The following is a 25,627-nucleotide window of genomic DNA, read 5'->3' as shown; positions in this document are numbered from 1 at the left end:
GTTAATCTTTATTATCCTGCAGTTGGTTCCACGAAGCGGGGTTATCCCGGATATCACTCAGGTGTTCGATGAGTTCATTGACCTGATAGCTTTCCAGCTCCCGCTGGCCGTCGGCCGTATAGCTGAATAGTTTGCCCGGTTTTTCGAAAGTAATGAAACCATAGTACTCCGGGTCGTCGATTTGTTCCAAATGCAGGGTACTTTCCTTGCTCCGGCTTAGCAGCGGGTTGCCCGCGCCGATGTCGCGAAAGATGCTGTAGGTATAAGTTAGTATGGTATGGCCGTCAAGGTGAGCGGTGGTGTCCGGTATGACCATTAGCTCCAGGCCGCCGTTCAGTTTGATAAATAAGGGGGTCACGAATTGCTTTTTCCTTCCTGGCTGATGGGTGCTAAAGGCCGCGTGGCAGGGCCGGTTAAGACCTTGCCGTCCACGTCAAAGCGCGCCCCGTGACAAGGGCAGTCCCAGCTTTTTTCTTCGCCGTTCCAGTTTACGATACAGGCCATATGGGTACAAACAGGACTCAGTGCATGGATGGTTCCCTGTTCATCGCGGTAAGCGGCGATCTTTTGGCCAGCTACTTCCAGCACTTTTCCTGTGCCGGGCTGCAATCTTTTCAAGGAATCGCTTTCATGGATACCGAAGCGGTCAGCCACAAAATGGTAGGCAACGTCGGCGTTCTCTTTGACAAATTCGCTGAAGCTGTCGACCGGTTTGACGCGTGCAGGGCTGAAGAGTTTTTCATAGCGATTTTCTTTTTTGAGAATCAGGTCGCTCAGGATCTTCCCGGCCACGCTGCCCAGCATCATGCCGTTACCATTATAACCGGTGGCGCAGTAAATACCGTCAGCCGCCAGCGGTATTTGTCCGATATAAGGAAGGCCGTCCACCGGGACGTAGTATTGCGATGACCAGCGATATTTAACCGAGGATACGTTATAATAACGGCGGATATATTTTTCGAGCTCGGCGAAAGCTTTTTCGGGGTGTTCGTGGCCGGTCTTATGGTCGAGGCCGCCGGCGATCAGCAACCGTTCGCCGTCAATGGTATGTGAGCGCACGTAATGATATGGTTCCTGGCTGTCATAGATCAGCGCGTCCGGATATTTCCCGCTTTTCAGTTTAACGGCCATTACATAGCTGCGGTACGGGGCGCATTCAAAATTGAAAACGTTAATGTTCGGCGGCATATGGGTGGCATAAACTACGGTTTTAGCTTTTAGACTTCCTGTTGCATGACTGGCGGTGTGGATATCGTCTTTTGTTGCTACCGCAGTGGTCAGGATATTTTTCAGGATGACGCCGCCGGCGGTTAAAAAGGCTTTTTGAAGACCCTGCAGATATTTAAGCGGATGAAACTGGGCCTGTTTCTCCCAGAGAAGCGCCTTTTTAAAAGGCACCGGCGTGGGCACCTCGTCGACATAGCTAACGGCTACGCCGACTTTTACCGCCCCTTCATAGATCTCATCTAGTTGTTTGACCTCATCATCTTTCTCAGCATATAGATAACCCGGTTTGCTTTCCAGTTCGCAGCCTATTTGCAGCGAGGCGGCCTGATCGTTGATGAGTTGACACCCTTCGGCAATCGCTTCCTTGAATAATTGTGCGCCATCTTCGCCAAAAGCACTTTCGGCTTCGGGGTAGGTCGTATCCGCAAAGGTATTGATATGTGCACTGGTGCCTCCGGTGGTACCGAATCCGGGAGTATGCGCATCAGCTATAATTACTTTCTTACCGGCCTGCTGCAGCAGTAGCCCCGTGGTCAACCCCGTAATACCCGCTCCTACAATAAGGGCGTCGAAGGTTTGTTCACCTATTGTTTTTCCGGCTGTTTTGATGTCAGTTAGCCCGGCCTGCCAGGGACTTTCGTGCTTTCCGTCGCGCGGGTTGATCGGTTCCGTTTTTGTTGCCATATACTAACTACAAAGACAAGCGCGCTGTGTTTGAAACTATCTCACATATTATTAAACAAAAAAATTTACTTCAAGTTAATTATAGACATCAAAACTTAATCGATCTACTTATGAAAGCAGCAGTATTTCACAAACCCGGCGACATCCGCTATGACACGGTCGAAGACCCGCGTCTGCTGGAGGATTCCGACGTCATTTTAAAGGTCACCTCAACAGCGATCTGCGGTTCCGACCTGCATATTTTAAGCGGCGGTGTGCCGCAACCCAAACCCATGGTAATGGGCCATGAATTTATGGGCATTGTGGAAGAAGTGGGCAAGGGCGTCAAAAATCTGAAAAAAGGTGATCGTGTGGTCGTGCCGTTCCCGATCTCCTGCGGACACTGTTTTTTCTGCCAGCATGATGCCTCGCCAGCTTGCGAAAATTCCAATTACAAACATTACGGCCCTAACGGCGACATGGCCGATCAAAAAGGAGCAGCCTTATTTGGTTACACTGACTTGTATGGCGGTTATTCCGGTGGACAAGCGGAATATGTACGTGTACCTTATGCGGACATAAGCCCAAGAGTGGTGCCTGAAAACGTGAGCGACGAGCAGGTATTGTTCCTGACCGATATTTTCCCTACCGGCTGGTCGGCTATCGACTGGGCGCAGCTAAAAGGCGGTGAAGTGGTGGCCATCTTTGGTTCCGGTCCGGTTGGCCTGATGGCGCAAAAAGCCGCCTGGATCAACGGCGCCAGCCGGGTGATCGCTATTGACCCTTTGAACTACCGGCTGGAAAAAGCCAAAGCGGTCAATAAAGTGGAAACGCTGAACCCGCATGAAGTCGATGTGGTGGAAGCCATCCGCGCCATGACCGGCGGCCGCGGCGCAGACGTTTGCGTGGATGCAGTGGGTTTTGAACCGGAACGTGATATCCTGGACAAAGCCAAAGCGCTGTTCAATTTTGAAGTCGGCAGCATGAAGGTGCTCGATATGGCCTTTAAGGCAGTACGCCGCATGGGCACGGTTTCGATCATGGGCGTTTACGGCTCGACTTATGATAACTTCCCGCTGCACCGGGTATTTGATAAGGGCATTACGCTGAAAATGGGCCAGGCACCGGTACTGAATTATATCGATCACCTGATCGAACTGGTGAAAACTGAAAAAGTGGTACTGGACGATATCATCACGCACACCCTGCCGCTGAGCGAAGTGACCCACGGTTACGAGATCTTCAACAAGAAAGAGGAAGACTGCGTGAAGGTGGTACTCAAACCCTGGGAGCAGCGCAGGGAAACGGAAAACAAGGAACCTGTAAAGATCGAGAACTAATGGAAAATCAACGAAAGACCGCTTTGATCACCGGCGGAACGAGCGGGATCGGCAAAGAGCTGGCGAAACTTTTCGCTAAAGACAACTATAATTTGATCATCGTGGCGCGGGACCAGGCCGAACTGGACAGCACCAAAAATGAATTGCAAAGTTTTGGTATTACGGTCAAAACGATTGCGAAAGACTTGTCCGACATGGAACAGGCTAAGGCGCTTTGCAGTGAAGTGACCGAACAGGTAGATGTGCTGGTCAACGATGCGGGCCAGGGTGTTTATGGCTTGTTCAAAGACAATGAGCTGGAAAAAGAGCTGAGCATTATTCACCTGAATATCTGCGCCACGGTGATCCTGACCAAACATTTCGTTCAACAGATGGCCGGTCGCGGTGAAGGCAAGATCCTGAATCTTGGTTCGGTAGCTGGTAAACTGCCGGGGCCATGGCAGGCGGTATATCACGCGACTAAAGCCTTTGTGCTTTCCTTTACCACCGCGATCCGGGAAGAACTGAAAGATTCGGGTATCACATTTACTTCACTGATGCCGGGCGCAACTGATACGGATTTCTTTAACAAAGCGGGCATGCAGGACAGCAAGATCGCGCAGGATAAGGAAGCCCTTTCTGATCCTGCGGATGTGGCTAAGGCAGGTTATGAAGCTTTAATGGCAGGGAAAGACCGGGTCATCGCGGGCTGGAAGAACAGTTTAGAGGTTCACGCCGCTAATCTGATGCCGGACAGCAGTGTAGCGCATACGATGTATGAACAGCAAAAACCGGTGGAACAGGAACAACAACAACAAACCGGCGACTAATGGCAAAGACACCCGCAAAACAAAATCGGCAGCCGGGCATCGAAGCGAAGATGGACCCGGCGCCGGAATATATCAAAAACAGCTATGCCGGTTCGGGCAAGCTGCGGGATAAGGTTGCCCTGATCACGGGCGGTGATTCGGGGATAGGCCGCGCGGTCAGCGTGCATTTCGCCCGCGAGGGTGCGGATGTGGCGATCGTTTATTTGAACGAGGATACAGACGCGAAAACAACAAAATCATTGGTGGAGGCAGAAGGCCGTAAATGTTTGCTCATCAAAGGCGATGTCAAAAAGGCCGCCTTTTGCAAAAAAGCGGTGGCACAGACGGTCAGTAAACTAGGGAAACTGAATATCCTGGTCAACAATGCCGGCATGCAGTTCCCGCAAAAAGATCCCAAGGAGATCGATGAAAAGCAGCTGGAGGATACTTTCCGTACCAACATCTTCGCTTATTTTCACTTTGCCAACGAGGCACTGGAGCATCTGGGGGAAGGCGATTGCATCATCAATACGACCTCGGTTACGGCCTACCGTTCCTCACCCAACCTGCTCGATTATTCCTCAACCAAGGGCGCGATCACGAGCTTTACCCGTTCTCTGGCTACCAATTTGACCGACAAAAAGATCAGGGTCAACGCAGTCGCGCCAGGTCCGGTCTGGACGCCGCTCATCGTGGCGACGTTTGATGAGGAAAAGATCAAATCGTTTGGCAGCGAGACGGCCATGAAACGTGCCGGTCAACCTTCGGAACTGGGTCCGGCTTATGTATTCCTGGCGTCGGATGATGCTTCCTTTATTACGGGGCAAGTGATCCATGTCAATGGCGGGGAGGTAGTTAACGGTTAATTCAATTCAAACAACAACTAATAGCAATCATTATGGCTAAGTACTCAGAAAAAGCACAGGACAAGGTCCACAAGGCTTTACACGAAGAAAAAGAAGGCACGCTTAAAAGCGGTCGCAGCGGTAAAAAAGTAACCAGTAAAAAACAGGCGATCGCCATCGGGTTATCCGAAGCCCGGAAGGAAGGCGCCAAAGTCCCTAAAAAGAAAGATTGATATGAACGAAGAAAATAAAATGACCCGCCGCCAGGTGGTGGCCGGGTTAGGTACGACGCTTGCCGCAGCAGCAGTAGCGCCGGCCTTTGCCGCTAATGGTTTGAATAGGAAAATGGCGGATGGACCGGTCAAGATCAGTGATCCCACCAAGATCCATCCCAAACCTCCATTTAAAAGTCAGCCGCAGCCCTGGCCGGGCCTGCAAAGCAAAATGGAACCGGTACCGGATTGCGGCGAGACCAGCTACAAAGGCTCGGGCCGTTTAATGGGACGCAAGGCTTTGATCACCGGTGGTGATTCGGGTATGGGGCGTGCGGCGGCCATTGCCTATGCACGCGAGGGCGCAGACGTGGCGATCAACTATTACCCGACTGAGGAACAGGATGCGCAGGAAGTCATCGCCCTGATCAAAAAAGAAGGACGCAAAGCGATCGCCATTCCCGGTGATCTGCGCAGCGAGGAATTTTGTAAGTCTTTGGTGCAAAAAGCGATTGCAGGTTTGGGCGGTTTGGACATTATTGTCAATAATGCCGGAAGGCAACAGTCGATCAATTCCATTGTGGATGTAACAACAGAGGAATTTGATTCGACGATGAAGACCAATATCTATGCGCCCTTCTGGATCATTCGCGAAGCGCTGCCGCATTTGCCGCCAGGTTCGGCGATCATTGGTACGACCTCGGAGCAGGCTTATGATCCCTCACCGGATCTGTATGCTTACGCGCAAACCAAAGCTGCAACGATGAACTATGTGAAGTCGCTGGCCAAACAATTGGGACCTAAAGGCATCCGGGTGAATGGTGTTGCGCCAGGCCCGGTTTGGACGGCTTTGCAGATCAGCGGCGGCGCGCAGCCGGAAAAACAGCAGATGTTCGGCAGCTGGACGATGCTGGGCAGGCCGGGACAGCCGGCGGAGCTGGCGTCGATCTATGTACAGTTAGCAGCAGCTGACGCCAGTTTTGCCAGCGGCCAGGTTTATGGTTCATCGGGAGGTGTGGGGCAGCCATGAGAAAGTTATGGTTATTCGCTCTGCTGGGCCTTGGCACAGTGGCCAAGGCGCAGATCCCGCAGCCGGACCCGGATACTTCGGCCAAACATTTCCTGATCGTGGCCAGTATCAAGAATTTGCAGGAAATCAGTTCAGGTCAGTTGGCTGTGCAGAAAGGGATGAATCCTGAGGTCAAAATGTTCGGCCAAATGATGGTCAAAGATCACGGGGATGCGGAGCAAAAATTATTGGCTTTAGCCAAAAGCCGCGGCATTGCTTTGCCGGCAGCAGCGACCGGGGGCATCAAGCCCGACCTGATGCTGGCACATGCCGGCGCAAAATTTGATCAGCTGTATGTGCACGGTATGGTCAGCGGGCATCGGAATACGGTTGAGGTATTTGAGAATTATGCGACTACGGGCAAGGATCCGGCCGTTAAAGCGTTTGCCCAGCAAATGCTGCCGGTGCTGAAACATCATCTCATGGAGATCCAGGCTATCGATCAAAAGCTGAAATAATAAAAAGAGGCGGGGTGATGCTCCGCCTCCTGATATATCTACCTTACATTTGTCCCGCCCAATCATCGTCACTATCCCCGCGGAGCAGGATCATAGCGAACCAAATGATGAAACTGATATCCAGCAGGTCTTTCAGCCCGGCGGGCAGTTGCCGGTGAGATAAATAAAGCATTGTCTTTATACTTTTCGGGTTTGTAGGTATCGAGGTCTGTTGGCATAATATTGAAATCACCAACAAGGGCCACCGGCAAACCAAATCCCTGCAGTTTTTTGGCGTGAGCGGTGAGCCGCCTGATCCACCTGAGCTTGTAATCGAATTTGGGACCGGGAAATGGATTGCCATTCGGCAGGTATAAACAGCCGATAACAATTCCATTGATAAATGCTTCGATATAGCGGCTATGCGTATCGTGTGGGTCACCTTCAAGACCTCGCTGTGTTTCCTGTATTTCGCCGTACCGGGATAGGATAGCTACTCCGTTCCAGCTTTGCTGCCCCTGCCAGATGGCATGATAGCCCAAACCTAACAGCGCTTTTTCCGGAAACTTTTCATTAGTTGACTTGAGTTCTTGTAAACATACCACATCTGGTTTAGCTTCCGCCAGCCAGCGCAGCAAATTGACCAGCCGCCCGTTAATGCCGTTGATATTATAAGTAGCGATCTTCATGGGAATTGAACAAGCCTGCGCAAAGTTAGTTTCACTCAACTGAAACAATGGCCCTAACAGCCTGTTCCTCGTACATGAGTGAAAGAGATCAGTTTTCAGGATTTGTCAGAGTGAAAGGTGCCAGGGAGCACAATTTAAAAAATGTCAGCCTGGAAATTCCGCGGGACGCGCTCGTCGTGTTTACGGGTATCTCCGGTTCGGGTAAATCATCACTGGCCTTCGGCACCTTATATGCCGAGGCGCAGCGCCGTTACCTCGAATCGGTATCTCCCTACGCGCGTCGCCTGTTCAACCAAATGGCGATACCCGAAGTGGACGAGATCGATGGGTTGCCACCGGCGGTGGCCTTACAGCAGCAGCGCGGCTCGGCCAGCACACGTTCTTCGGTCGGCAGCGTCACCACCTTATCCAACCTGCTGCGCATGCTCTATTCCCGCGCCGGCGATTATCCCGAGGGACAGGGTATTATTTACGCCGAATCCTTTTCTCCCAACACCCCTGAAGGCGCCTGCCCGGAATGCCACGGGCTGGGCAGGGTTTACGAGATCACCGAACAGACCATGGTGCCGGATGACACCTTAACCATCCGAGAAAAGGCGATCGCCGCCTGGCCCTCGGCCTGGCAGGGGCAGAACCAGCGCGACATCTTAACGACGCTGGGCTACGATATCGATATTCCATGGAAGGACATTCCTCAAAAAGACCGGCACTGGATACTGTTCACCGAGGAGCAGCCGGTCGTGCCGGTCTATTCCGGTTACAGTCATGCAGAGATCCAGCGATTTATCAAAAACAAAAGGCAACCCGATTACATGGGCACCTTTACGGGAGCCCGGCGCTATGTTCGCCACACTTTTGCCAATTCGCAAAGCGCACAGATGAAAAAGCGCGTCAGTCAATATATGCTGAGTAGTGAATGCCCGCTGTGCCAGGGCAAGAGACTGAAACAGGAATCACTCAGTGTCAAATTTGCCGGTTACGATATTGCCGAACTGTCTGGTCTCGCGCTGAACAAGCTGGCCACGATCTTCCAGCCTTATGCCAAGGGAGAGGCACCGGCTTTGATAAAACTTGAGGCGAAAAACCCGGAAAAAGTGATCGTTGCTAAACGGATCGCGGAAGATTTCCTGGACCGCCTCCAAGTGATGCTTGACCTTGGTCTCGGTTATCTCACCATCGAGCGCAGCACGCCGACCTTGTCACCAGGTGAGCTGCAGCGGTTGAGACTGGCCACGCAGGTGCGCTCCAATCTGTTCGGTGTGGTGTATGTTTTAGATGAGCCTTCAGCCGGTTTGCACCCAGCCGATACCGAAGCTTTGCTCCGGGCGCTGGATAAACTCAAAGCCTCGGGTAATTCCCTCTTTGTGGTGGAACACGAGATCGATGTCATCCGCCATGCGGACTGGATCGTCGATGTCGGCCCCGCAGCCGGCGAAAAAGGCGGCCACATTCTTTACAGCGGTCTGCCGGAAGGCCTCAAGGACATCGAAGCTTCACTGACACGCCACTATATTTACGACACAAGGACCAAGATCCGAAATGATCAAAGAACACCCCAGGGCTGGTTAGAACTGGAAGGCGTCACCCGGAATAACCTGAAGCAATTAAATGCGGAATTTCCGCTGGGTGTACTGACCAGTGTGACCGGTGTATCCGGTTCCGGTAAAAGCAGCCTGGTCAGCCAGGTACTGGTTGAACTCGTCGCCGAACATTTAGGCGTGCAGGTGGATATCAACGGTGAAACCGACGCGGACCCGCTCGAACAAACGGACGTACAAACCCTTGGGGGACGCATCACGGCTGGCATGGATCAACTCAAACGCCTGGTCGTGGTCGACCAGAAACCCATCGGCCGCACCCCGCGATCCAACCTGGCCACCTATACCGGCCTGTTCGACCATGTGCGCAAATTGTTCGCTGCTACGCCAATGGCGAAAGCAAAAAAATATGACGCCGGCCGTTTTTCCTTTAATGTGGCCAAGGGCCGCTGTCCGCACTGCGAAGGTGAAGGTTTTGTCATGGTAGAACTGCTGTTCCTGCCCAGCGTTTACACGCCCTGCCCGACCTGTGGCGGTACGCGCTACAATCCCAAAACATTGGAAGTTAAATATAAGGACAAACACATCGCCGAAGTGCTGGCCCTGACCGTAGACGAAGCAGCCAATTTCTTTGATGAAGAACCCGCCATTAGCCGGGCGCTGGAAGTCGTGCACGAAGTAGGACTCGGCTACCTGCGCTTAGGTCAGCCGGCCACCGAACTGTCCGGCGGCGAGGCGCAGCGCATCAAACTGGCGACCGAACTGCAGCGCGTGCAGCACGGGCAAACGCTTTACATTTTAGACGAACCCACTACCGGCCTGCATCCTTCGGATGTCGAGCGGCTGATGCTGCAATTGAACCGTTTGGTTGACGCGGGGAATACCGTGATCCTGGTGGAGCATGATATGCAGGTAATCGCGGCCAGCGACTGGGTAGTCGATATCGGACCGGGCGCCGGTGAAGATGGTGGAAAGATCGTTGGCGCTGGTACGCCGCGAGGCCTCTTAAAAGTCAGGAACAGCCGGACTGCTCCCTATTTAGCACCTTTTCTGCAGTAATGCCTGCTCAATCGTATAAGTCCTGGCCAGCCGTGTAATAAGTCCTTCGTTTGGCGATCTCGGCGACGAGGATAGGCTCGCCTTTTGGTGTGAGCTTATGTTTGGGCAGGTGCACCTTCAGAAAATCCCGTTCCTTTTCGGTGATCGTATCCGGAAAGTTCTTGCGGATATGGGCTTCTGCTTCCACCAGCACTTCTTCGATGACCTTGGTCAGGACGCCGATCTTCTTTTCCGGTATTTTGGCAGCTATGGAGAATGGAGATAAGTTTGCCGCGTAGAGGATCTCGTCCACATAAGCATTTCCGATCCCCTGCACCACCTTGCCCGCCTGTAGTAACGTTTTAATGGCTTTGTTTTTACCTTTTAACGCCTGCACCAGGTAGCCGGCCGGCAAATGCAGTGCATCAGGTACCTTGGAAACTTCCGGATCAAGGGATAAAATCACCGCCTTTTGCCAGTCGGTGATCGCCAGGCCGGGACCGTCCGAAAACAATAGTTCAGCGATCGTAAACTTGTTATCGTTCTTCTCCTCGTACCAATGCATCGACCCATAGAGCATTAACTGAAGGCCTAATAAATGATCATTGGCGAACCCAAAATATAATTGCTTGCCGACCCGGTTGATCGCTACCAGCTTCTGGCCTTCGAGTGCTGCTTTGAAATCCGCTTCTGGTTGTTTCAGCCTCCGGTCAATGAGGATACGGATAGCTTTCAGCTTTTTACCGACCAGCCGCTCAGCGAGGTTCGTGCAAAATATATTCAAATCAGGTATCTCCGGCATAACTGTTTTATTATTGGTAGTTGGTTGCGCATGGGGATCCACCCTTGTTTAAGGAATTTAAAGCAATAATTAAGATCCGCGAACGCAAGCCAATAGTGATTTGTCTTACTAAAAGCACAAAACAAAAGTTTGCATCAAAAGGTTCCCGCCGGATTACCGCCGGGGACCTTTTATTGATAGACTTATTTAATGGCCAACAGATCCACTTTTTCGATCACCGGTGGCGCGGCCAGTAATTCATCCGCCCGGGCTGCCAGGGCTTTGGGGATCTCGCCGCCCAAGTGTGCCTCGCGGCCGGCTTCATCAGCAAAGGTATCAAATATGCCAAAAGTGGACGGACCGAGTTGCAGCGCATACCAGCGGATCGTGCCTGGTTCGGCTTCGGCCAGGGGCAAAGCGCTTTTAAGCAAGTCAGCAACTTGCTGCTCTTTACCGGGTTTGGCCTCCAGGCGGGCCAGTAATGCTAATTTTTCCATTTGATTATTTTTAAGTAGTAGGTTATCGGCGGCAATCTACCGCCGCTATTGATGCCACACTAATAGTGCCACGATCTATCCATTGACTTTATCGCCCGCTAAGCGCGCGCCATTTTGTTGTTCCCGGCCTTTGACAGGCTTTTAAAACTTTAACGAATAAAGCAACGTATACCGGCTATTTTGATTAAGTTAGCCACACCTCGCAGCAACGCGGCCAATCCTTTAAATACTTTATATGAACAGACTTTTAAAAAAGTACGAAGGCAGGGTCTGCGCCAATATCTTGGGCTCAGCTAAAGCAGATGACCGGGAGCTTGGTTACTGGCAGGATCAATTATTTTGTCATTTCCTGGCCTATTGCTGGCCGATCAGTCTGATCGCGCTGGTACCCGGTGTATGTATGGCCCTGCGGGACGGACTGCCCGCTATCGCCGCGGTCGACCTGGCCAGTTTCAGCCTTGTTTTTTTCGTCACGTTCGTTCCCGGCCTGACCCTGCGTATGCGCAAATAACGGTCATTACGGTCTTTTATACGCTTGCTGTATTTCTGATCAACACGCTGGGCTATCTCGGCCCGGGCGTGTTCTACCTGTTTTTCATTACGGTGCTGGCGGCCCTGTTACTTCCGGTACGCTACGCGGTATTTTCTGTGCTCAGCAGCGCGGTCTTACTGGCCTTATTCAGCACGGTGATCGCATTCAAACTCTTCGATTCTGCGCTGATACTGGAATATACCACCGGCAAGTGGGTCGCTTTTAGCGCCAATCTCGTGTTCGCCAGCGCAGTAACCGTTTTGCTGATCGACCGTATCTTTAAAGGTCTTCAGCTCACCATCACCAATAAGACCCAATTGCAGGAACGTTACCAGCAGATCTTTTACAAAAGCCCGCTGCCGATGTGGTTGTTCGACACGGATACCTTTCAGTTCCTGGACGTCAACGAAGCGGCCCTTAAACATTATGGCTACTCCAAACCGGAATTCCTGGCCATGACCATTATGGATATCCGGCCGGCCGAAAGCGTCCGGCAAACAGCGGAGCTGGTGCGCGCCAATAAACTGTCGGGGCAATACTATGGCGGCGTCTCACAGCATTTAAAAAAGACCGGTGAAATGATCTATGTGAATATTGAAAGCAACCTGCTCAGTATCGATGGCCGTCAGGTGCGGCTGGTGCAGGCGGCCGATATTACCACCCAACTGGAACATCAACTGGAAGTGTTCGAGGCTAACCGGAAGGTAAGGGAATCCGAGTCTAAATTACGGGCTTTATTTGACAGTGCGATCGACGGCTTTGTATTGCTGGATGAAAAAGCGGTGATCAAATTGTTCAACCCTAAAGCACTGGATGCCATGCGCTTCAATAAGGGGCAGCGCCCTTTTGAGATTGGCTGTAGTATTTTTGACTATGTGGAGACTTCACGGATCGCCTATTTCAGGGAGATTATGGCCAGGGTTTATCAGGGGGAGACGATCGACTACGACCGCATGTTCCGGACACGGGGCATCGTCAGCTGGATACGCTACACGGTCACACCGGTTCTGGACTAACAGCGGGTTTCCGGTGCCTGTATTACGGGCCGGGATGTAACGGCGCGGAAATTGTACCTGCAGACGGTGGAGGAACAAAATAAAACGTTCAGAGAGATCTCCTGGATGCAGTCGCACCTGGTCCGTGCCCCCCTGGCAAGGATCATGGGACTGCTGCCAATGCTTTCGGAAGCTGCACAGGAAAAGGAAAAAGCGGAGATCATTGATTATCTTAAGGTCTCCGCAGGCGAACTCGACGCGGTCATCCATCAGATCACGGAAAAGTCCGCGGCGATCATCGCTAAATACCCGGCGCCTGACGAAAGTGAATAAGCGGCAGTTCGAACCAGGCTGTGGTACCCTGGCCGGGGGAACTGGTCAGACCGATCTCACCGTCGTGCCGCCGGACGATCTGCCGGGAAATAAAAAGGCCGAGGCCCAGTCCGGCATATTTTTGCGAGGCGTCATGCCCCCGTGAAAACTTTTCAAAGATCAGTTGCTGGCGCGCCGCCGGCACACCGATCCCTTCATCACTGACTCTGCATCTGATCCTTTCGTCCTGGCTCAAACTGCCGTTCCGGGTGAAGGCCTGGATATCCCGATCTGGATACTCGGTTCCAGCCTGGATAGCGCCAAACTGGCGGCCGCTAAAGGCCTGCCTTACGCTTTTGCCAGCCACTTCGCACCAGCCTATTTTTTACAGGCCATCGAGCTTTACCGAAATACCTTCAAACCCTCCCGGCATTTAGCCGAACCTTACGTGATGGCCTGCGTTAATGTGGTCGCGGCCGATACCGATGCTGAAGCGCAATACTTAGCCACCTCTTTGCAACAATTGTTCAAAGGCATCATTACCGGCAGAAGGCAGCCTTTACCGGCACCGGTGGACAGTATGGACGGTATCTGGAGCGCGGCCGAACGCGAAGCCGCTATGCAGATGCTGGCCTATTCCTTTTTCGGCAGCAAGGCCACGGTGCAAACACAATTAAATGACTTTATCAGCCGCACCGGCATCAATGAACTGATGGCTACATCGCATATTTACGACCAGCAGGCACGGCTTAAATCCTACCGCTTGCTGGCAGATGCATTAAATGCTTAAATTAGCGTATGGAAGATCCTGAAAAATTGGAACGCATCGTTGAAGCGCGGATGAAACTCAAAGCGCGCTTCGAGCAGTAAATGCAGGCTACGCCCTCGATGGCGGATGACCTGCCGAAAGGCTCGGGTAAACCCAACCGGCATGGTATGCCCACGATTTCTATCGGCCAAACCGCCACGGTCGAATGGCCGGTGCTGGACCTGGGTTAACATCCCAAGATCTCGCCGGAGCGCTGGTGGTATGTTACGGAATTGTTTGAAACAAAATGCTCAAACCGATGCTCTGCTTCTTGGATCTTGCTACCTTACATTTGTCCCGCCCAATCATCGTCACTGCCGCCACGAAGCAGGATCATAGCGAACCAAATGATGAAGCTGATACCCGGCAGGTCTTTCAGCCCGGCGGGCAGTTGCCGGTGAGATAGCCATTGCATTCCGGCCCACAGCAGCAGTGCCAGTAAGGCAAGCGCTACAGCCAGCGCCCCCGGGATATTTTTGTTCTTCATGCCATTTCCTCCAGGTTTTTTAACCGGAAGATCTCCCTGGCGATCAGCTTGCAATTGTGGCCAAGCTCGTCCAGCGTGCAGCAGATCGTCTTGATCTTTACCGGTAAGTCATTTACCGTTTCCATGAGGTCAATATGCAGCAGGCAGACGTCCCTGAGCTGCTCAGCCCCTTTCAGCTGCCGGAACAAGCCGTAGGCCGCCGACCGGTCATTGCCGAAAAAGTACTGCCCGTAATCTGTAAATCCCTGCGGCGTTTTCAGGCTCAGCAGGATATAAAATTGTGTTTTCATAGTCGTGTTAAACACCAAGAGCCCCTGTCGCAGGAGCTCTTGCATTAAAAAACTATTACACTTATTTGATCTCGATCTGGCGGCGCACCGCTTTAGCTTCTTCGCGTTTGGCAATATCGATGTGCAGGATACCGTCGGTATACGATGCGTCGATCTGGCTGTGATCAGCGCTGTCCGGCAGCGTGAAGGAACGCACGAATGAACTGTAACTGTATTCGCGCTTGTTATAGCTCTTTTGGCTGTCATTTTGCTCCGACTGCTGCTCTACCGAAATGGTGAGCTGGTTGCGTTCCAAGTTCAGTTTAAAATCTTCTTTTTTCAATCCCGGTGCAGCCAGTTCAACATGGTAGCTGTTCTCGCTCTCGCTGATGTTAACCGCCGGTACGCGGGTGATCATGCGGTCGTTGAAAAAGGTGTCGTTGAAGATCGATTCGAAAACATCATTAAAGCCTGGCAATAATGTGTTGTTACGGTTGTTGTTGTTGAATTTAACTAAGGTCATGGCCTTTTCTCCTTTAAATTTTACTCTAAAAAATTAATGTCAATTGTTAATTAAACTATGTATTGAGATCAAGCAGCGTGCCAACCGCCCGGCACTGAAAATTTTTCAGTTTCCGCCTGCAATTTTTTCAGCAGCAAAGTCAAAATTTCAGGATCAACAGGCGACCCTGCTATTCGGTGCAGGGCGAGGCGGTTGACGATCTTCATCACAGCTTTTTAAATAGGGTTTTTACCGCCATTATCTGCTTGGACTTGCTCAATAGTTCATGAAAGGAGTAATGATGTAATTAATCGATAATGAACAGGCCGATGTCGGCGGGACCAACGAAACCGCTGTCGATCCGGTTATTGAAAGATTCTATCATGGCCACATGGCAGGTATAATTTTCGCGCGGAGAGTTTTAACAACTTTGCCGGTCGCCTTAATACGTATGCAAGGCCTTTTAATGCGCCAGAAGTCTGCGTGCACAAATCACGCGGTAGGTGAGTAAGATAATCTTCTTTGAATATTAGATAATAAAATGGCGCGCGATCTCTCAAAAAATAAGTGTCTTTCCACCGCCGGCAGGACCGCATGGGACAGTATGCTGCTGCAGCCGTTCTTATAGATTGTTCAGGTTGCACACCCGGTGCAGATAATGAAATTTTGACAATTTTATGCAGTTTTGGTTTCTTCAGAAGCCAGTGTCATTTGATAAGCTATGGTGGCAGCCACAGCAAAAACGATGTGGGCCGGAATCCTTTGCAGGTAATAGTGGCTATAGTTTATCCAGGGCGCCAATGGATGCGCTTTGAAAGTTGCTTTCCAGATCAGGTAACCCAGTATTCCGCTGAGCGTACCGAGGATCAACCCGTTTCTTAAGGTGTGTTTGATCTTACGGTGTTCCCATAACTCCACATAGATAGCGGCAAAAACCAGCCCCATGGCATAATGCGCGCCCCAGCCGGCAATTGTTTTCGCTTTATGCGATAACTGAGGTACCAGTCGGCTGATCAAAGTTTCCAGGTGATCAGGTTCTCTGAAGTTCTCCTGAAATAAAACGGACATGAGCTGGCTGCCGGCTGTCATGACCGTAGTTCCCGCGATACCGGTTATCGCCGTTTTTGAAAATTGATCCATAATCCGAAGCAGTCAATATCCGTGCCGTGTGCGGCCGGATCAACATCCGGCTTTGACAGCCTGTTCAGTGCGATCGAATCCGAACAAAAAAAAAGGTCAGCTGTGTGCTAATGGCTACAAGGATGGATGATTTGCGGGGCTAATCGTTAGAGATTCAAACACAAAAACATTTATCTTCAAAGCGCTCATTCCATGATTTTCACCCTAATCTCTTTTCATTGGCAGGTTGGAACAGAAAAGCGCAAAATATTGATCAATTCATTTTTCATAAAAAAAACTACCTGCTTACTTTTGTTGATCATTATGTTTTGTTGTAACAAAAATAAGCTTTGGCCGTCCGCGCTGCGGTGACAGGTACTTTTCTAAATCAAAAATTCTCTTTATTAATTTTTGTATACAGCCAGTTCTATATGAGCCTTCAGGGTTAAATTAATTTAAACATAAGATTTGAACCGTAAAAAATCGAACTGATCTATTTGATGTCCTGGTTAAATTTGCCTTCCGTATAATTTGCAGTAGATTTTTGCGAATCCAGGCTTTTAGGAGACTCTTCCATTTTTCGAATTCGCACCTCTTCAAAAAGGCTAATAACCTTTTTCTGGAGATCAACGACCTCGATTTCCCTCGATCTTAACTTTTTATTGAGCACGTCCAGCCTGGTACTATGGAATCCGTAAGCAGGATCATGATAGCTCAGCAATTCAATGACTGAAAGATCGAAGATTTTCGCGATTGCCTTCAGCCTGGACAAATTGATGTCTGTAACGCCCGTTTCAATTTTTGAAAATGCAGGAATTGAGATGTTCAGACGTCTCGCCACATCTTCCTGACTCCAGTTCCGTTGTCGTCGCAGTTTACGAATATTTTCTCCGAGTGTTCTCAAGTATGATTTTAAAATTAGCGGACACTAATCTAATTCAAATTATTTTAATTACGTCAGTTTTTTAAATGCTTCACAGTTTTGCGCCATATCTACAATATTTATGATTGCTGATAATATGCACGGATTGCTGATGAAAAGCAAAATAAAATATCAGCACCGGCCTTGATTGTATATTAAACTATCTCCAGAGATTTTGTTCATCGCAAAACATTCATACCTTTCACAACCATGCAAGGTCCCTCACTTGTCAGCAAAGTAATCGAGTTGATAGAAACATTTTAGGAAATTCAAGAAATTAAGGTGAAGGCATATGTTGAGATAGTTGAAATTACAAGAGTAGATGGCTTTATCCACGCAAATACGGGGGGGACGGTATTGTAAAGCCCGATCCTGAAACTCAAACCAATGAAAAGGTTGATCAGCAACCGCAGCATCCCGGTTTCCAGGACGGGATGGGTTTGCGCCGGGAGATTATTTGCAGTGTCTGAAATGAAGATCAGCTTGATAGCCTGTGGAAGGATGCGGAGCAGGAAAAAAGATGAGGTAATCGATCATCTTCAAAACGTTATTGGAGTGAATCACTTTCAATAGTCATAATATATGAGTTAATAGTTGAGTAAGCTTTAACAACTTCAATCTAATAGTTATTTAGGCATTAGGTATATACGTCCTGGAAACATTGTCAAGCTGCTTCAAGTAAAGCTTTTACACGTCCGAGTAAATGATCGAGGTCAAATGGTTTAGGTATAAAATCATTAGCACCCGCATTCATTGCTATCGTTTTTCCATCCCCGCTGGCGGAGATAACCATAACTGGAAGATTTTTTGTAGCAGGATCGTTTCTTAGATTCCTTAATACCTGGTCACCGGACAAAACCGGCATCCACAAGTCGAGTACCACCAGGTCAGGGTGTTCGCTGCCTACCAGGCCGGCTACGTTAAGACTGTTCATCTCAGGAATCACTTCATATCCTTCTTCTTTTAATACTAATTCCACGAGGTCCAGTATGCCCTCATCGTCATCACAGATCAGTATCTTAGCGGGCATTATTACCTCCATTATTATTGGTGTCATTAGAAATCAGTGGTAAAGTGAAGCTAAAAGTCGAACCTTTGCCGGGTTCACTTTCTACCCACAGCGTACCATTGTGGTTGGCGACGATTGAAGCGCAGATATAAAGCCCGATACCCATCCCGGGAAATTTTTGCTGCACATCCCTCACGCGATAGAAGCGGTCAAATACTTTAGCCTGTTCATCCTTGGCAATGCCAACGCCGTGATCGGTCACCGCGACTTTGATAAAGCCGCTCAGCACGGAGAGATGTACGCCGATTTCTTTATGATCAGGCGAATACTTGATAGCATTGCTTAAAAGATTAGTCACCACCTGGGTAATGTGAGATTCATCACCGTTAAACTGGACTCCTGTCTGACCGGTTAAAACGATCTCATGAGTCCGGCTGCCATGCTGGATACTTTCCACCGTTTCTCGAATCATATGGTCAAAGTCAAACTGCGCCTTGTGCAACTCAATCATGCCGGACTGTATGCGCGAAACATCCAGCAGTTCCCCGATCAGGTTGTTAAGGCGATCCACGTACAAGCTGGTTTTACCCACCGAGTCGCGAAGTCTTTCATCGTCGTAGTTTTTGATGATGCGGTTAATAATTTGTACATAGCCCTTGATGGTTGTCAACGGAGTTTTGAGCTCATGGCTGGCAATGGACAGGAAATCATCTTTGCGCTGCTCGATAGCGCGCCGGTCGGTAATATCTTCTATGGCTATCAAGATACGGTCTTTGAATTGACCCTCCAGTTCAATCCGGTGCGCATTTAGCAGCATAAGCTTTTTACCGATATGTGGAAAATCATGCGCCACCTCAAAATCCGTTACCGGGTTATTGGTAGGTAGGATCTGTTCTAGCAACTTTTTTAATTCTGGTATATTCCATTGTCCGTTACCAAGATCGTACAGATTTTTACCTTCAGTTTCCTCACGGGTGACTTTAAATGTGTTGATAAAATGATCGTTGACACTCAAAACTTTGAGATGTGGCGAAAGCACGATCAGGCTCTCCCGAACAGTCTGCACAATACTGGCCAGATATTCTTCATTTTCACGCAGGTCTCTGGTGCGTTCCAAGATTCGTTGTTCCATTTTCGCCTGGTTAAACTTAACCTCGTCTTCTGCTTTTTTGCGGCGTGTGACGTCATTTTGAACGCCAATGAAGTACTTTACCTTGTTGTCCACGTCTTTGATCGGTGACATATATAATTCATTCCAAAAAAGCGTTCCGTCCTTTTTATAATTTCGAATGTCTACTACCAGGTTGGAGCCATTATCAATAGCGTCACGCAAAGTATGCCGTGCTGTCTGATCTCGGTCGTCCTTTTGCAAGAAACGGCAATTGTGGCCAATGATCTCGGAACGTTGGTAACCAGTGATATCTTCAAAAGCTTTATTGCAGTAAATTATAGGATTGTCGGGTTGCCTGTTATCAGTGATTATAATGCCGGACAGGGATGCATCGAGCGCCTTCGTTAATATTTCAAAATCTTGTTTAGAGGTGTTGTTTGAAAAACTAAATTCCCCATTATGTAAACTATCCAATGTATAAAAAGCTATATAGTTTTACTTTTATTGTCTTATTTTCCCTGATGCCGGGGGCAATAATTATTCCAAACTACCATACACGCAAACGAGTCGCTTTACCAGTGGATGAACTATACATATGGCTTTAAAACATCCTTTTTAACATACACTTTTGCAAAGACTGTCTACCGGGATAACAGCCATTGCAGAGCCGTTTCCTTATCTTCAAAAAAGGCAACCTGTACGGTATCATACTCGGAAGGCAGGCTTTTGCCTGCCGCAATGCGACTGAAAGTACTTGGAGAATATATCCAGGCGAATTTCTTCAGGCCGGCTTTGGCCATCGCCGGGAACCAAACTTCTGCACCCCAGTCTGACGCTTCCGACCAGTTACCTTTGACAGAAGTGTTATCATTTAAAACCAGTGAACATTGATTCTTTTTCATCAGATCAAGCAAGATCTCGCAGCCTTGAACTACGGAGTCATAGTTCTGGTAGCCTTTCCAGTCCACATCCATAAAGTGGCCGTCAGGCTGGTAGCGGATGGAGATAAAACTACCTTCATAGTAGCTTTGCTGATCTGTCGAGAGGTCTGAAAACTTTTGCTGCCCGCTTAATGGCAGTAGGAAGAAAAAAGTTGATCCCTTTTCCGGGCTGCTTTCGATCCAGAAACTGCCGCCATGCCGCTTAACGATCTCCGACGCGATAAATAAACCCAGGCCAAGACCTTGAAATCTCGCAGATGAATTGTCAACACGGTAGAAACGATCAAACAGGCCTTTCAAATGTTCTTCAGGGATACCTATCCCAAAGTCCTCTACCGAAACAATGAGGTTTTGATTTTCCTGCGCACAACGTACGATCACCTGATCTGCATCGGGGGAATATTTTATCGCATTGCCGATCAGATTGACCATCACCTGTTCCATGCGGTGCTGATCACCGCTATACAGGATCTGACAATCGGTGTCCAAAATAATCTGGTGGGTGTTGGTCGTATGCTGCATACTTTCAACAACTTCGCGCAACATGAGCTTAAAGTCAAATTCCTCCTTATGGTAGACCATTTTCCCGGCATTGATACGGGATACATCAAGCAGGTCTTCGATCAGCCGGCCGAGCCGGTCCAGTTGCCGTTGTGCTTTGCCGATCAGTGGCTGGATGCGTGGTTGCTGATTGATCTCGCGCTGCGTCAATTGAAAAAATGCTTTGATGGTAGTCAAGGGCGTTTTCAGCTCATGGCTGGCAATACTGATGAACTCGTCCTTTTTGAACTCATTGGTTTTTTGCTGATGGATATTGGTATTGGTACCTACCCATAATACAATGCGGTCTTCTTCGATCAGGGGCAGCGCACGTGACAAATGCCAGTAGTAGTTCCCGTCAGCGAAAAGTAAACGGAATTCGGTCAGGTATTCACGGCCATTATGAAGCGAGCGGGTCCACTTTTCCAGGGCACCTGGCAGATCATCTGGATGAACATAGTTTCGCCAGCCGTTACCCACGATGGTTTCATTGGAGTGTTCCCCGAAGTCTTCGCAAACAACGTCATTAACATAATTGAGCGCACCATCAGGTTTGGCAGTCCAAACCTGTTGCGGTACAGCGTTCAGCAGGAAGCGAAACCTTTCTTCGCTTTGCTTTAATCCCGTAATCGTCTGCTCTAACAAACGCTGTGTTTCGCTGAGTTCCTCATTGGTCGTTACCAGTTCCTCGTTAGTGGCCGCCACCTCTTCGGTCAGGGATTGTTGTTCACTGTAGCTCTCCTGAAGCAAATGACGCGATTTCACCATTTCGGTAATGTCGGAAGCCGTAACGATGATACCATTTACATGCCCGTCAGGGCTTTTGATCGGGTCATAATAAAAACTGATATATTTTGTCAGTCGTCCTGTTTCACTTTCCACATAAAATATTTCCTCTTCCTGCCCGTAAGCTTCTCCGGTTTTATAAACATGCGCCAGTAGGGCAGGAAAAGGTTGGTCGATCAATTCCGGTAAAATATCCATGAGTTTTTGTCCGGTAATTTCTTCGAGATCTTTATACCAGAAATCTGCCAAAGGGCGATTGGCGATCTCTACTATAAATTCGGGGCCGCGCAGTATCATCAGCGGATAGTGGGAATTCATCACCAGGTCCCGGAGATCGGATTCGACCTTCTCAGAATGCTTGCGTGCGCGAACAAGTTCAGTAACGTCGTAAGCGAACACCATAATGCCATCGGTCGCGCCTGATGGGTCAGTACGGGGTTGATAGGTAAAATTAAAAAACCTTTCTACCAGATCGCCGGAAGGATTTATCAGCGGTACCAAAAGTTCATTCCCCTGGTAAGCTTCTCCACTGACATAAACATTCCGTATGATATCGCCTATCGGTTGATGTTCAATCTCCGGCAAGGCCTCAAATATTGGCCGGCCGAGTAATTTCCTTTGCGGTAAGAATTCCTGGTATGGGCCATTAACCAACTCGAAAACGAGCTGCGGGCCGGACAAAATGCAAATACCGGCCGGCGCGTTCATAAAAAATCGGTGTAATTTGTCGCGTTCAATACGCAGTTCAGCGGTGCGTTCATGAACACGTCCTTCCAGCTCAGCATTCAGCTGGTAAAGATTTTCCTGAGTGGAATTTAATTCTTCGTTGATGGCCGCGAGTTCTTCGTTTGCAGCGCCGAGTTCTTCATTCAGCGTTTGCTGATTTTGAAATTCCTGGCCAAGTTCATAAGCGAGCGCGTTGTTCAGGATCGTTCCAATGTGCAAGGCTGCACTTTCGATGAATAAAGAATAATCCTTGTCAAAGCGCTTGCGGGCAGAAATCCCGCAAACGAATTGCCCCTGCATTTCGGCATCCCCGTGGGCTATTGGTGCAGCATAAGCTTCTACCAGGGGTTCAGGCCAGAAATGACTGATTTCATCTGGATAAATCAAATGAATGTCATGTACATGACCGTCGGGAACAGGTACCAAACGATCAACATCCCAGCCAGCGGCGGCGAGGATTGTAGCGTGGTCGTTGTTTCGAATGCCATAAATAGCAAAGCATGGGATGTCAGCATGGGCCGTTTCCAAAATATCTTTGACGATCTGCACCGATTCGGTCAACCGGCGTGCCTCGTTTTTTCGGTTCATCAGCGTGACAAGTAGCTGATTGCGGCGATCATTGACAACGCGGAAGCTGGTTTCGATCACGGCGTTAAAGACACCGCCAACGCTCCCATCTGCTGCTTTGATTGGCGAAAGCGTATAATCAAAATAACATTCTTCAGTGTAACCGAACCGATGCATGTAAAGTGGAGCGTCAGGGCGACGGTAAGATGCCCCCTCGTATAAAACCGATTCAAATTCCTCTTTTAAGCCCCCCCATATTTCTGCCCACACTTGCGCACCTGGTTTCCCTAAAGCCCAGGGATGTTTCTGGCCCGGAATAGTGCTCCAGGGTTCATTGTATATTAAACTGAAATCGGCACCCCAGTATATGGCTATGGGGAACCCGGAATTGAGAACGATGCTGGTAGCTGAGCGTAGACTGTCCGGCCACGACTCTGGTTTACCCAAACTGGTAGCTGCCCAGTCGGTCCGTTTAATTAGATCATGATGTTCGCCGCTCCCGGCTAAAAAAGCATATTCCTTGTCCACTGTTAATTGGGGCTTTTAAATGTTTCCCCTTATAACTTCAAAACCTCTGAATTGTTGACATAAGCGTGTAAAACGAGTTTTTTTTATAACGTTTATGTTCATATGTTTGTTCGTTTCAAATGGCATATCTGGATATTCCGGTGGGGTTATTAACGCGCTGAGGAATAGTGACCGATTTCCGATTTTTCGGTACGAAGCCATTGTTCTTTTTTGGACTGATATGCATTTAAAAGGTCATGATCGACAAATCTTTATATGTTAGGATGGCAGATTCTTGATTGTCATTGTGTTATAATCTCTATAATTGTATTTGTAAAAAAACAAGCCCGAGCCAAAAGGCAAGGGCGCAAAATTAGTGAATCGGAAAATATAATGCCAGTGGACACTAATCGTGTCGTAAAAAGCATGCGTTTAAAATGCGGAGTATCTATAAAGCGAATATTGTTCTGCTATCTTTTACGGTGAGATATATAATTGGGTTGTCAATTTAAGAAATGATGTTTTTGACGAAGGAGGATTGCTATATCCTTTATCCCGCTCTGTGCTTTTGCAGTTCACAAAATGCCGCATAATTTGCATACCCACAAAATATGGCAAGCACATCCTTGGTAAAGCAGGAGGGTGGGAATTTCGATGGCAGATGCCCGTAAAGCCTAAGGATTGTCGTTTCTGAAAGCTGGTACTTCGTTAAGGACAAAACGGAAGCCGCGACATGACCTGCGTGAAAAGGCGTCATCGTCGTAAGCGCGCATTTCGCAAGCACCAACAGCTTCAGCGCTTCCAGGCAGTTTGAAAGAGGAGACATTTAGGTTTATTTTAGAGAACATACGAGTCGGTTGATTCCCGGTTTTTGTAGACAGAGCTAAATTGTGATTTAGAAGAAATTTATAATTATAAAATACTTGCAAAACGTTCATCGGTATGAAAGCATATGTTTCCTGATTTTGAGCTTTTGGCTCTATTTGCATTGGCTATTGATCGAACGAGTTAAAGATCGAACTATTCTGATTCTCGAATTTATAAGACAAATACGGAAAATCAAACATTACTCCTAAGATTACCTGGCATATCAACTTAACATTGGCCAAGACGCTTACAGCGACTTTTACTCAGAAACGGCAAGCCCTCCGTTCAACGCCTAATCGACACAGCGGTAGCGCTGGAGGTTGAAGTCCTGGAGTTGATGAAGCATCGAAGTGATTCCCATAAAATCAACAAATCGATGGTTTGAAGAAATTAACTTATGTTCCAAATATAATTCGCTTTTTCAATGCAAAAATATCCGGGCAATCTTTAAAGAGTGTCAGCGCGAGGCGCTGGACCGCTATAAGCAATACGACGTTTGCTTGTTGTTTTAAAGGAAAACAAGTAAGGCCAAAGCTATTTTGCGCAATCACATTTCAAAGCAATCAGCAAGGGTAGCATAGTGATATCAGTCTGAAAGAAATTGGACGCAATACCATACACTGCCATCCGTGAACAAATTATTCTTTTCTCGCGTTAAATTCCGTCGAAACTGATCTGCTGCCCATCATTCATCCCCTTTGCACTTTACGGTGAGTGTCCGCAACTATTAGAATAATGATATTAATCATAAAAATAAGGGAAATTGCACGTGAAATATGCACTAACAGATTTTCTATGTTCGCACAATGGAATAAATTTTGCATATCATACCGTATGGAAGCATGTACCTGTCATTTAGTAGCTAGCTATGGGATAGATGTCATTATCGTACCTGAACTGGATTGCCGGCTTGTCGTGATAGAAAAATGCGATTATTCGCCTATGGATGGCGATCTCGTACTTTTCGCGGTTATCGGAGTGCGCTCGCTCGTGTTCCGGGTGATCCGTTATGAGTGTGAGGACCTGTTACCATTACACGCAGTAATACGCTGGTATGCCAATCATCTTCATTATCCTCTGATAAATCTTTCTGCTTAAGCTATTCTCCCAGCTGTAAGTTTAATTCCGACCGAAATTGGCAGCCATAAATAACCCTTCCCTTGATCGTTGCCGGGCGATCGTAACCTTTATTAATTCGACGCGTACAATAGGAGTTAAAAGCCTGTATATGAATAACCATAAGTTCAAGATATTGATTCATATGATTCACTTTCTGAGCATCATCACACTAGCTAAATACTGGCAAAACGGCATTAAGATATCGTTCAGAAAACACAAGAATAGCTAATAAACTGATTTTTTGTATTTTAAGTGTGTAATTGACTCCCCAAGATGCGCAAAATGTTCGCGTTTTGCTTTTAATTTGCATTGTTCCTGATAGGGGTAAGATAGACCCTGAAATTGTATATTATGGCTTACGCATCATATTCTGGACGGATATGA

The 25,627-nt window shown here is 48.6% G+C and carries 27 protein-coding genes; 12 read left to right on the top strand and 15 right to left on the bottom strand.

The annotated features are described in order from the left end of the window. Position 1: 1 nt before the first annotated feature. Together MTO98_RS30850 and MTO98_RS30845 are read right to left on the bottom strand one after the other, a co-directional pair. On the bottom strand, positions 2-358 hold the full coding sequence (locus MTO98_RS30850; RefSeq protein ID WP_243483091.1) for a hypothetical protein: 357 nt from the start codon (positions 356-358) through the stop codon (positions 2-4). Then, the gene (locus MTO98_RS30845) at positions 355-1,911 is read right to left on the bottom strand and encodes an FAD-dependent oxidoreductase (RefSeq protein ID WP_243483089.1); all 1,557 of its coding nucleotides are present in this window, start codon (positions 1,909-1,911) and stop codon (positions 355-357) included. Before MTO98_RS30845 ends, MTO98_RS30850 begins: the two co-directional genes overlap by 4 nt. Positions 1,912-2,021: 110 nt before the next feature. Here MTO98_RS30845 and MTO98_RS30840 point away from each other — a divergent pair, with 110 nt between their 5' ends. The 6 genes from MTO98_RS30840 to MTO98_RS30815 are packed head-to-tail and all read left to right on the top strand — an operon-like array spanning position 2,022 to position 6,602. Next, entirely contained in the window at positions 2,022-3,230 is a 1,209-nt protein-coding gene (locus tag MTO98_RS30840; RefSeq protein ID WP_243483087.1) for a zinc-dependent alcohol dehydrogenase, read from the top strand. Further along, the gene (locus tag MTO98_RS30835; protein ID WP_243483085.1) at positions 3,230-4,039 is read left to right on the top strand and encodes an SDR family oxidoreductase; all 810 of its coding nucleotides are present in this window, start codon (positions 3,230-3,232) and stop codon (positions 4,037-4,039) included. The genes MTO98_RS30840 and MTO98_RS30835 overlap by 1 nt, the downstream gene beginning before the upstream one ends. Next, entirely contained in the window at positions 4,039-4,884 is an 846-nt protein-coding gene (locus MTO98_RS30830; protein ID WP_243483083.1) for an SDR family oxidoreductase, read from the top strand. Before MTO98_RS30835 ends, MTO98_RS30830 begins: the two co-directional genes overlap by 1 nt. Before the next feature lie 32 nt (positions 4,885-4,916). Then, positions 4,917-5,096, top strand: coding sequence for a DUF6496 domain-containing protein (locus MTO98_RS30825; RefSeq protein ID WP_243483081.1), 180 nt, complete (start codon positions 4,917-4,919; stop codon positions 5,094-5,096). 1 nt (position 5,097) lies between these two features. After that, entirely contained in the window at positions 5,098-6,105 is a 1,008-nt protein-coding gene (locus MTO98_RS30820) for an SDR family oxidoreductase (RefSeq protein WP_243483079.1), read from the top strand. Continuing rightward, complete coding sequence (locus MTO98_RS30815; RefSeq protein ID WP_243483076.1) at positions 6,102-6,602, top strand: DUF4142 domain-containing protein; 501 nt, start codon at positions 6,102-6,104, stop codon at positions 6,600-6,602. Before MTO98_RS30820 ends, MTO98_RS30815 begins: the two co-directional genes overlap by 4 nt. A gap of 71 nt (positions 6,603-6,673) precedes the next feature. On the opposite strand, the gene MTO98_RS30810 is transcribed toward MTO98_RS30815, so the two are convergent. Then, positions 6,674-7,270: an exodeoxyribonuclease III gene (locus MTO98_RS30810; RefSeq protein WP_243483074.1), complete on the bottom strand. Its 597-nt coding sequence runs from the start codon at positions 7,268-7,270 to the stop codon at positions 6,674-6,676. A 74-nt stretch (positions 7,271-7,344) separates the two neighbouring features. Between MTO98_RS30810 and uvrA the strand changes: the two genes are divergently transcribed. After that, positions 7,345-9,867 carry an excinuclease ABC subunit UvrA gene (uvrA, locus tag MTO98_RS30805; protein ID WP_243483072.1) on the top strand — a complete coding sequence of 841 codons (2,523 nt, stop codon included), beginning with the start codon at positions 7,345-7,347 and terminating at the stop codon, positions 9,865-9,867. Positions 9,868-9,874: 7 nt separating this feature from the next. On the opposite strand, the gene MTO98_RS30800 is transcribed toward uvrA, so the two are convergent. Together MTO98_RS30800 and MTO98_RS30795 are read right to left on the bottom strand one after the other, a co-directional pair. After that, positions 9,875-10,648 (bottom strand): DNA-formamidopyrimidine glycosylase family protein, encoded by a 774-nt coding sequence (locus tag MTO98_RS30800; protein WP_243483070.1) that lies wholly within the window; start codon positions 10,646-10,648, stop codon positions 9,875-9,877. A 182-nt stretch (positions 10,649-10,830) separates the two neighbouring features. After that, the gene (locus MTO98_RS30795; protein WP_243483068.1) at positions 10,831-11,124 is read right to left on the bottom strand and encodes a putative quinol monooxygenase; all 294 of its coding nucleotides are present in this window, start codon (positions 11,122-11,124) and stop codon (positions 10,831-10,833) included. Between the two features lie 235 nt (positions 11,125-11,359). On the opposite strand from MTO98_RS30795, the gene MTO98_RS30790 reads away from it, so the two are divergent. From MTO98_RS30790 to MTO98_RS30780, 3 genes are all read left to right on the top strand, one after another. Beyond that, on the top strand, positions 11,360-11,635 hold the full coding sequence (locus tag MTO98_RS30790; RefSeq protein ID WP_243483067.1) for a hypothetical protein: 276 nt from the start codon (positions 11,360-11,362) through the stop codon (positions 11,633-11,635). Next, a complete protein-coding gene (locus tag MTO98_RS30785) occupies positions 11,521-12,672 on the top strand; it encodes a PAS domain-containing protein (RefSeq protein ID WP_371825393.1) in 1,152 nt (383 codons plus the stop codon). Before MTO98_RS30790 ends, MTO98_RS30785 begins: the two co-directional genes overlap by 115 nt. A 66-nt stretch (positions 12,673-12,738) precedes the next feature. Further along, a complete protein-coding gene (locus tag MTO98_RS30780; RefSeq protein WP_243483061.1) occupies positions 12,739-12,984 on the top strand; it encodes a hypothetical protein in 246 nt (81 codons plus the stop codon). Here MTO98_RS30780 and MTO98_RS34520 read toward each other — a convergent pair. Further along, the gene (locus MTO98_RS34520) at positions 12,953-13,168 is read right to left on the bottom strand and encodes a sensor histidine kinase (RefSeq protein ID WP_371825392.1); all 216 of its coding nucleotides are present in this window, start codon (positions 13,166-13,168) and stop codon (positions 12,953-12,955) included. The genes MTO98_RS30780 and MTO98_RS34520 overlap by 32 nt on opposite strands. Here MTO98_RS34520 and MTO98_RS30775 point away from each other — a divergent pair. Further along, a complete protein-coding gene (locus MTO98_RS30775; protein ID WP_243483059.1) occupies positions 13,148-13,753 on the top strand; it encodes an MsnO8 family LLM class oxidoreductase in 606 nt (201 codons plus the stop codon). The genes MTO98_RS34520 and MTO98_RS30775 overlap by 21 nt on opposite strands. A gap of 304 nt (positions 13,754-14,057) precedes the next feature. Here the strand turns inward: MTO98_RS30775 and MTO98_RS30770 are convergent, their stop codons facing one another. The 6 genes from MTO98_RS30770 to MTO98_RS30745 all read right to left on the bottom strand — a co-directional run bounded on the left by MTO98_RS30770 (position 14,058) and on the right by MTO98_RS30745 (position 17,052). Then, complete coding sequence (locus MTO98_RS30770; protein ID WP_243483057.1) at positions 14,058-14,258, bottom strand: hypothetical protein; 201 nt, start codon at positions 14,256-14,258, stop codon at positions 14,058-14,060. Then, positions 14,255-14,548, bottom strand: coding sequence for a hypothetical protein (locus MTO98_RS30765; RefSeq protein ID WP_243483056.1), 294 nt, complete (start codon positions 14,546-14,548; stop codon positions 14,255-14,257). The genes MTO98_RS30770 and MTO98_RS30765 overlap by 4 nt, the downstream gene beginning before the upstream one ends. Positions 14,549-14,609: 61 nt before the next feature. Continuing rightward, complete coding sequence (locus MTO98_RS30760; protein ID WP_243483054.1) at positions 14,610-15,050, bottom strand: Hsp20/alpha crystallin family protein; 441 nt, start codon at positions 15,048-15,050, stop codon at positions 14,610-14,612. 68 nt (positions 15,051-15,118) lie between these two features. Further along, entirely contained in the window at positions 15,119-15,259 is a 141-nt protein-coding gene (locus tag MTO98_RS30755; protein WP_243483052.1) for a hypothetical protein, read from the bottom strand. 445 nt (positions 15,260-15,704) lie between these two features. Then, positions 15,705-16,169 carry a hypothetical protein gene (locus MTO98_RS30750; protein WP_243483050.1) on the bottom strand — a complete coding sequence of 155 codons (465 nt, stop codon included), beginning with the start codon at positions 16,167-16,169 and terminating at the stop codon, positions 15,705-15,707. Between the two features lie 472 nt (positions 16,170-16,641). Then, entirely contained in the window at positions 16,642-17,052 is a 411-nt protein-coding gene (locus MTO98_RS30745) for a helix-turn-helix domain-containing protein (protein ID WP_371825391.1), read from the bottom strand. A 405-nt stretch (positions 17,053-17,457) separates the two neighbouring features. Between MTO98_RS30745 and MTO98_RS30740 the strand changes: the two genes are divergently transcribed. After that, complete coding sequence (locus tag MTO98_RS30740; RefSeq protein WP_243483048.1) at positions 17,458-17,643, top strand: hypothetical protein; 186 nt, start codon at positions 17,458-17,460, stop codon at positions 17,641-17,643. Between the two features lie 91 nt (positions 17,644-17,734). Here the strand turns inward: MTO98_RS30740 and MTO98_RS30735 are convergent, their stop codons facing one another. From MTO98_RS30735 to MTO98_RS30725, 3 genes are all read right to left on the bottom strand, one after another. Beyond that, complete coding sequence (locus tag MTO98_RS30735) at positions 17,735-18,100, bottom strand: response regulator transcription factor (RefSeq protein WP_243483046.1); 366 nt, start codon at positions 18,098-18,100, stop codon at positions 17,735-17,737. Beyond that, entirely contained in the window at positions 18,090-19,664 is a 1,575-nt protein-coding gene (locus MTO98_RS30730; protein WP_243483044.1) for a PAS domain-containing protein, read from the bottom strand. Before MTO98_RS30730 ends, MTO98_RS30735 begins: the two co-directional genes overlap by 11 nt. 167 nt (positions 19,665-19,831) lie before the next feature. Further along, the gene (locus MTO98_RS30725; protein WP_243483041.1) at positions 19,832-23,278 is read right to left on the bottom strand and encodes a PAS domain-containing protein; all 3,447 of its coding nucleotides are present in this window, start codon (positions 23,276-23,278) and stop codon (positions 19,832-19,834) included. Between the last annotated feature and the right edge of the window lie 2,349 nt (positions 23,279-25,627).

Source organism: Mucilaginibacter sp. SMC90, from assembly GCF_022811725.1.
Lineage (GTDB): Bacteria > Bacteroidota > Bacteroidia > Sphingobacteriales > Sphingobacteriaceae > Mucilaginibacter.
The sequence above is the reverse complement of the archived record's forward strand: the minus strand, read 5'-3'. Positions and strand labels throughout refer to the sequence as shown.

Bases quoted from the DNA above. Each gene is read 5' to 3' on its own strand.
- MTO98_RS30760 (WP_243483054.1), bottom strand. From the start codon at position 15,050: ATGACCTTAGTTAAATTCAACAACAACAACCGTAACAACACATTATTG.
- MTO98_RS30810 (WP_243483074.1), bottom strand. From the start codon at position 7,270: ATGAAGATCGCTACTTATAATATCAACGGCATTAACGGGCGGCTGGTC.
- MTO98_RS30770 (WP_243483057.1), bottom strand. From the start codon at position 14,258: ATGAAGAACAAAAATATCCCGGGGGCGCTGGCTGTAGCGCTTGCCTTA.
- MTO98_RS30795 (WP_243483068.1), bottom strand. From the start codon at position 11,124: ATGGAAAAATTAGCATTACTGGCCCGCCTGGAGGCCAAACCCGGTAAA.
- MTO98_RS30825 (WP_243483081.1), top strand. From the start codon at position 4,917: ATGGCTAAGTACTCAGAAAAAGCACAGGACAAGGTCCACAAGGCTTTA.
- MTO98_RS30790 (WP_243483067.1), top strand. From the start codon at position 11,360: ATGAACAGACTTTTAAAAAAGTACGAAGGCAGGGTCTGCGCCAATATC.
- MTO98_RS30815 (WP_243483076.1), top strand. From the start codon at position 6,102: ATGAGAAAGTTATGGTTATTCGCTCTGCTGGGCCTTGGCACAGTGGCC.
- MTO98_RS30845 (WP_243483089.1), bottom strand. From the start codon at position 1,911: ATGGCAACAAAAACGGAACCGATCAACCCGCGCGACGGAAAGCACGAA.
- MTO98_RS30735 (WP_243483046.1), bottom strand. From the start codon at position 18,100: ATGCCCGCTAAGATACTGATCTGTGATGACGATGAGGGCATACTGGAC.
- MTO98_RS30765 (WP_243483056.1), bottom strand. From the start codon at position 14,548: ATGAAAACACAATTTTATATCCTGCTGAGCCTGAAAACGCCGCAGGGA.
- MTO98_RS30785 (WP_371825393.1), top strand. From the start codon at position 11,521: ATGTATGGCCCTGCGGGACGGACTGCCCGCTATCGCCGCGGTCGACCT.
- MTO98_RS30820 (WP_243483079.1), top strand. From the start codon at position 5,098: ATGAACGAAGAAAATAAAATGACCCGCCGCCAGGTGGTGGCCGGGTTA.
- uvrA (WP_243483072.1), top strand. From the start codon at position 7,345: ATGAGTGAAAGAGATCAGTTTTCAGGATTTGTCAGAGTGAAAGGTGCC.
- MTO98_RS30750 (WP_243483050.1), bottom strand. From the start codon at position 16,169: ATGGATCAATTTTCAAAAACGGCGATAACCGGTATCGCGGGAACTACG.
- MTO98_RS30835 (WP_243483085.1), top strand. From the start codon at position 3,230: ATGGAAAATCAACGAAAGACCGCTTTGATCACCGGCGGAACGAGCGGG.
- MTO98_RS30740 (WP_243483048.1), top strand. From the start codon at position 17,458: ATGAAAAGGTTGATCAGCAACCGCAGCATCCCGGTTTCCAGGACGGGA.
- MTO98_RS30830 (WP_243483083.1), top strand. From the start codon at position 4,039: ATGGCAAAGACACCCGCAAAACAAAATCGGCAGCCGGGCATCGAAGCG.
- MTO98_RS30840 (WP_243483087.1), top strand. From the start codon at position 2,022: ATGAAAGCAGCAGTATTTCACAAACCCGGCGACATCCGCTATGACACG.
- MTO98_RS30800 (WP_243483070.1), bottom strand. From the start codon at position 10,648: ATGCCGGAGATACCTGATTTGAATATATTTTGCACGAACCTCGCTGAG.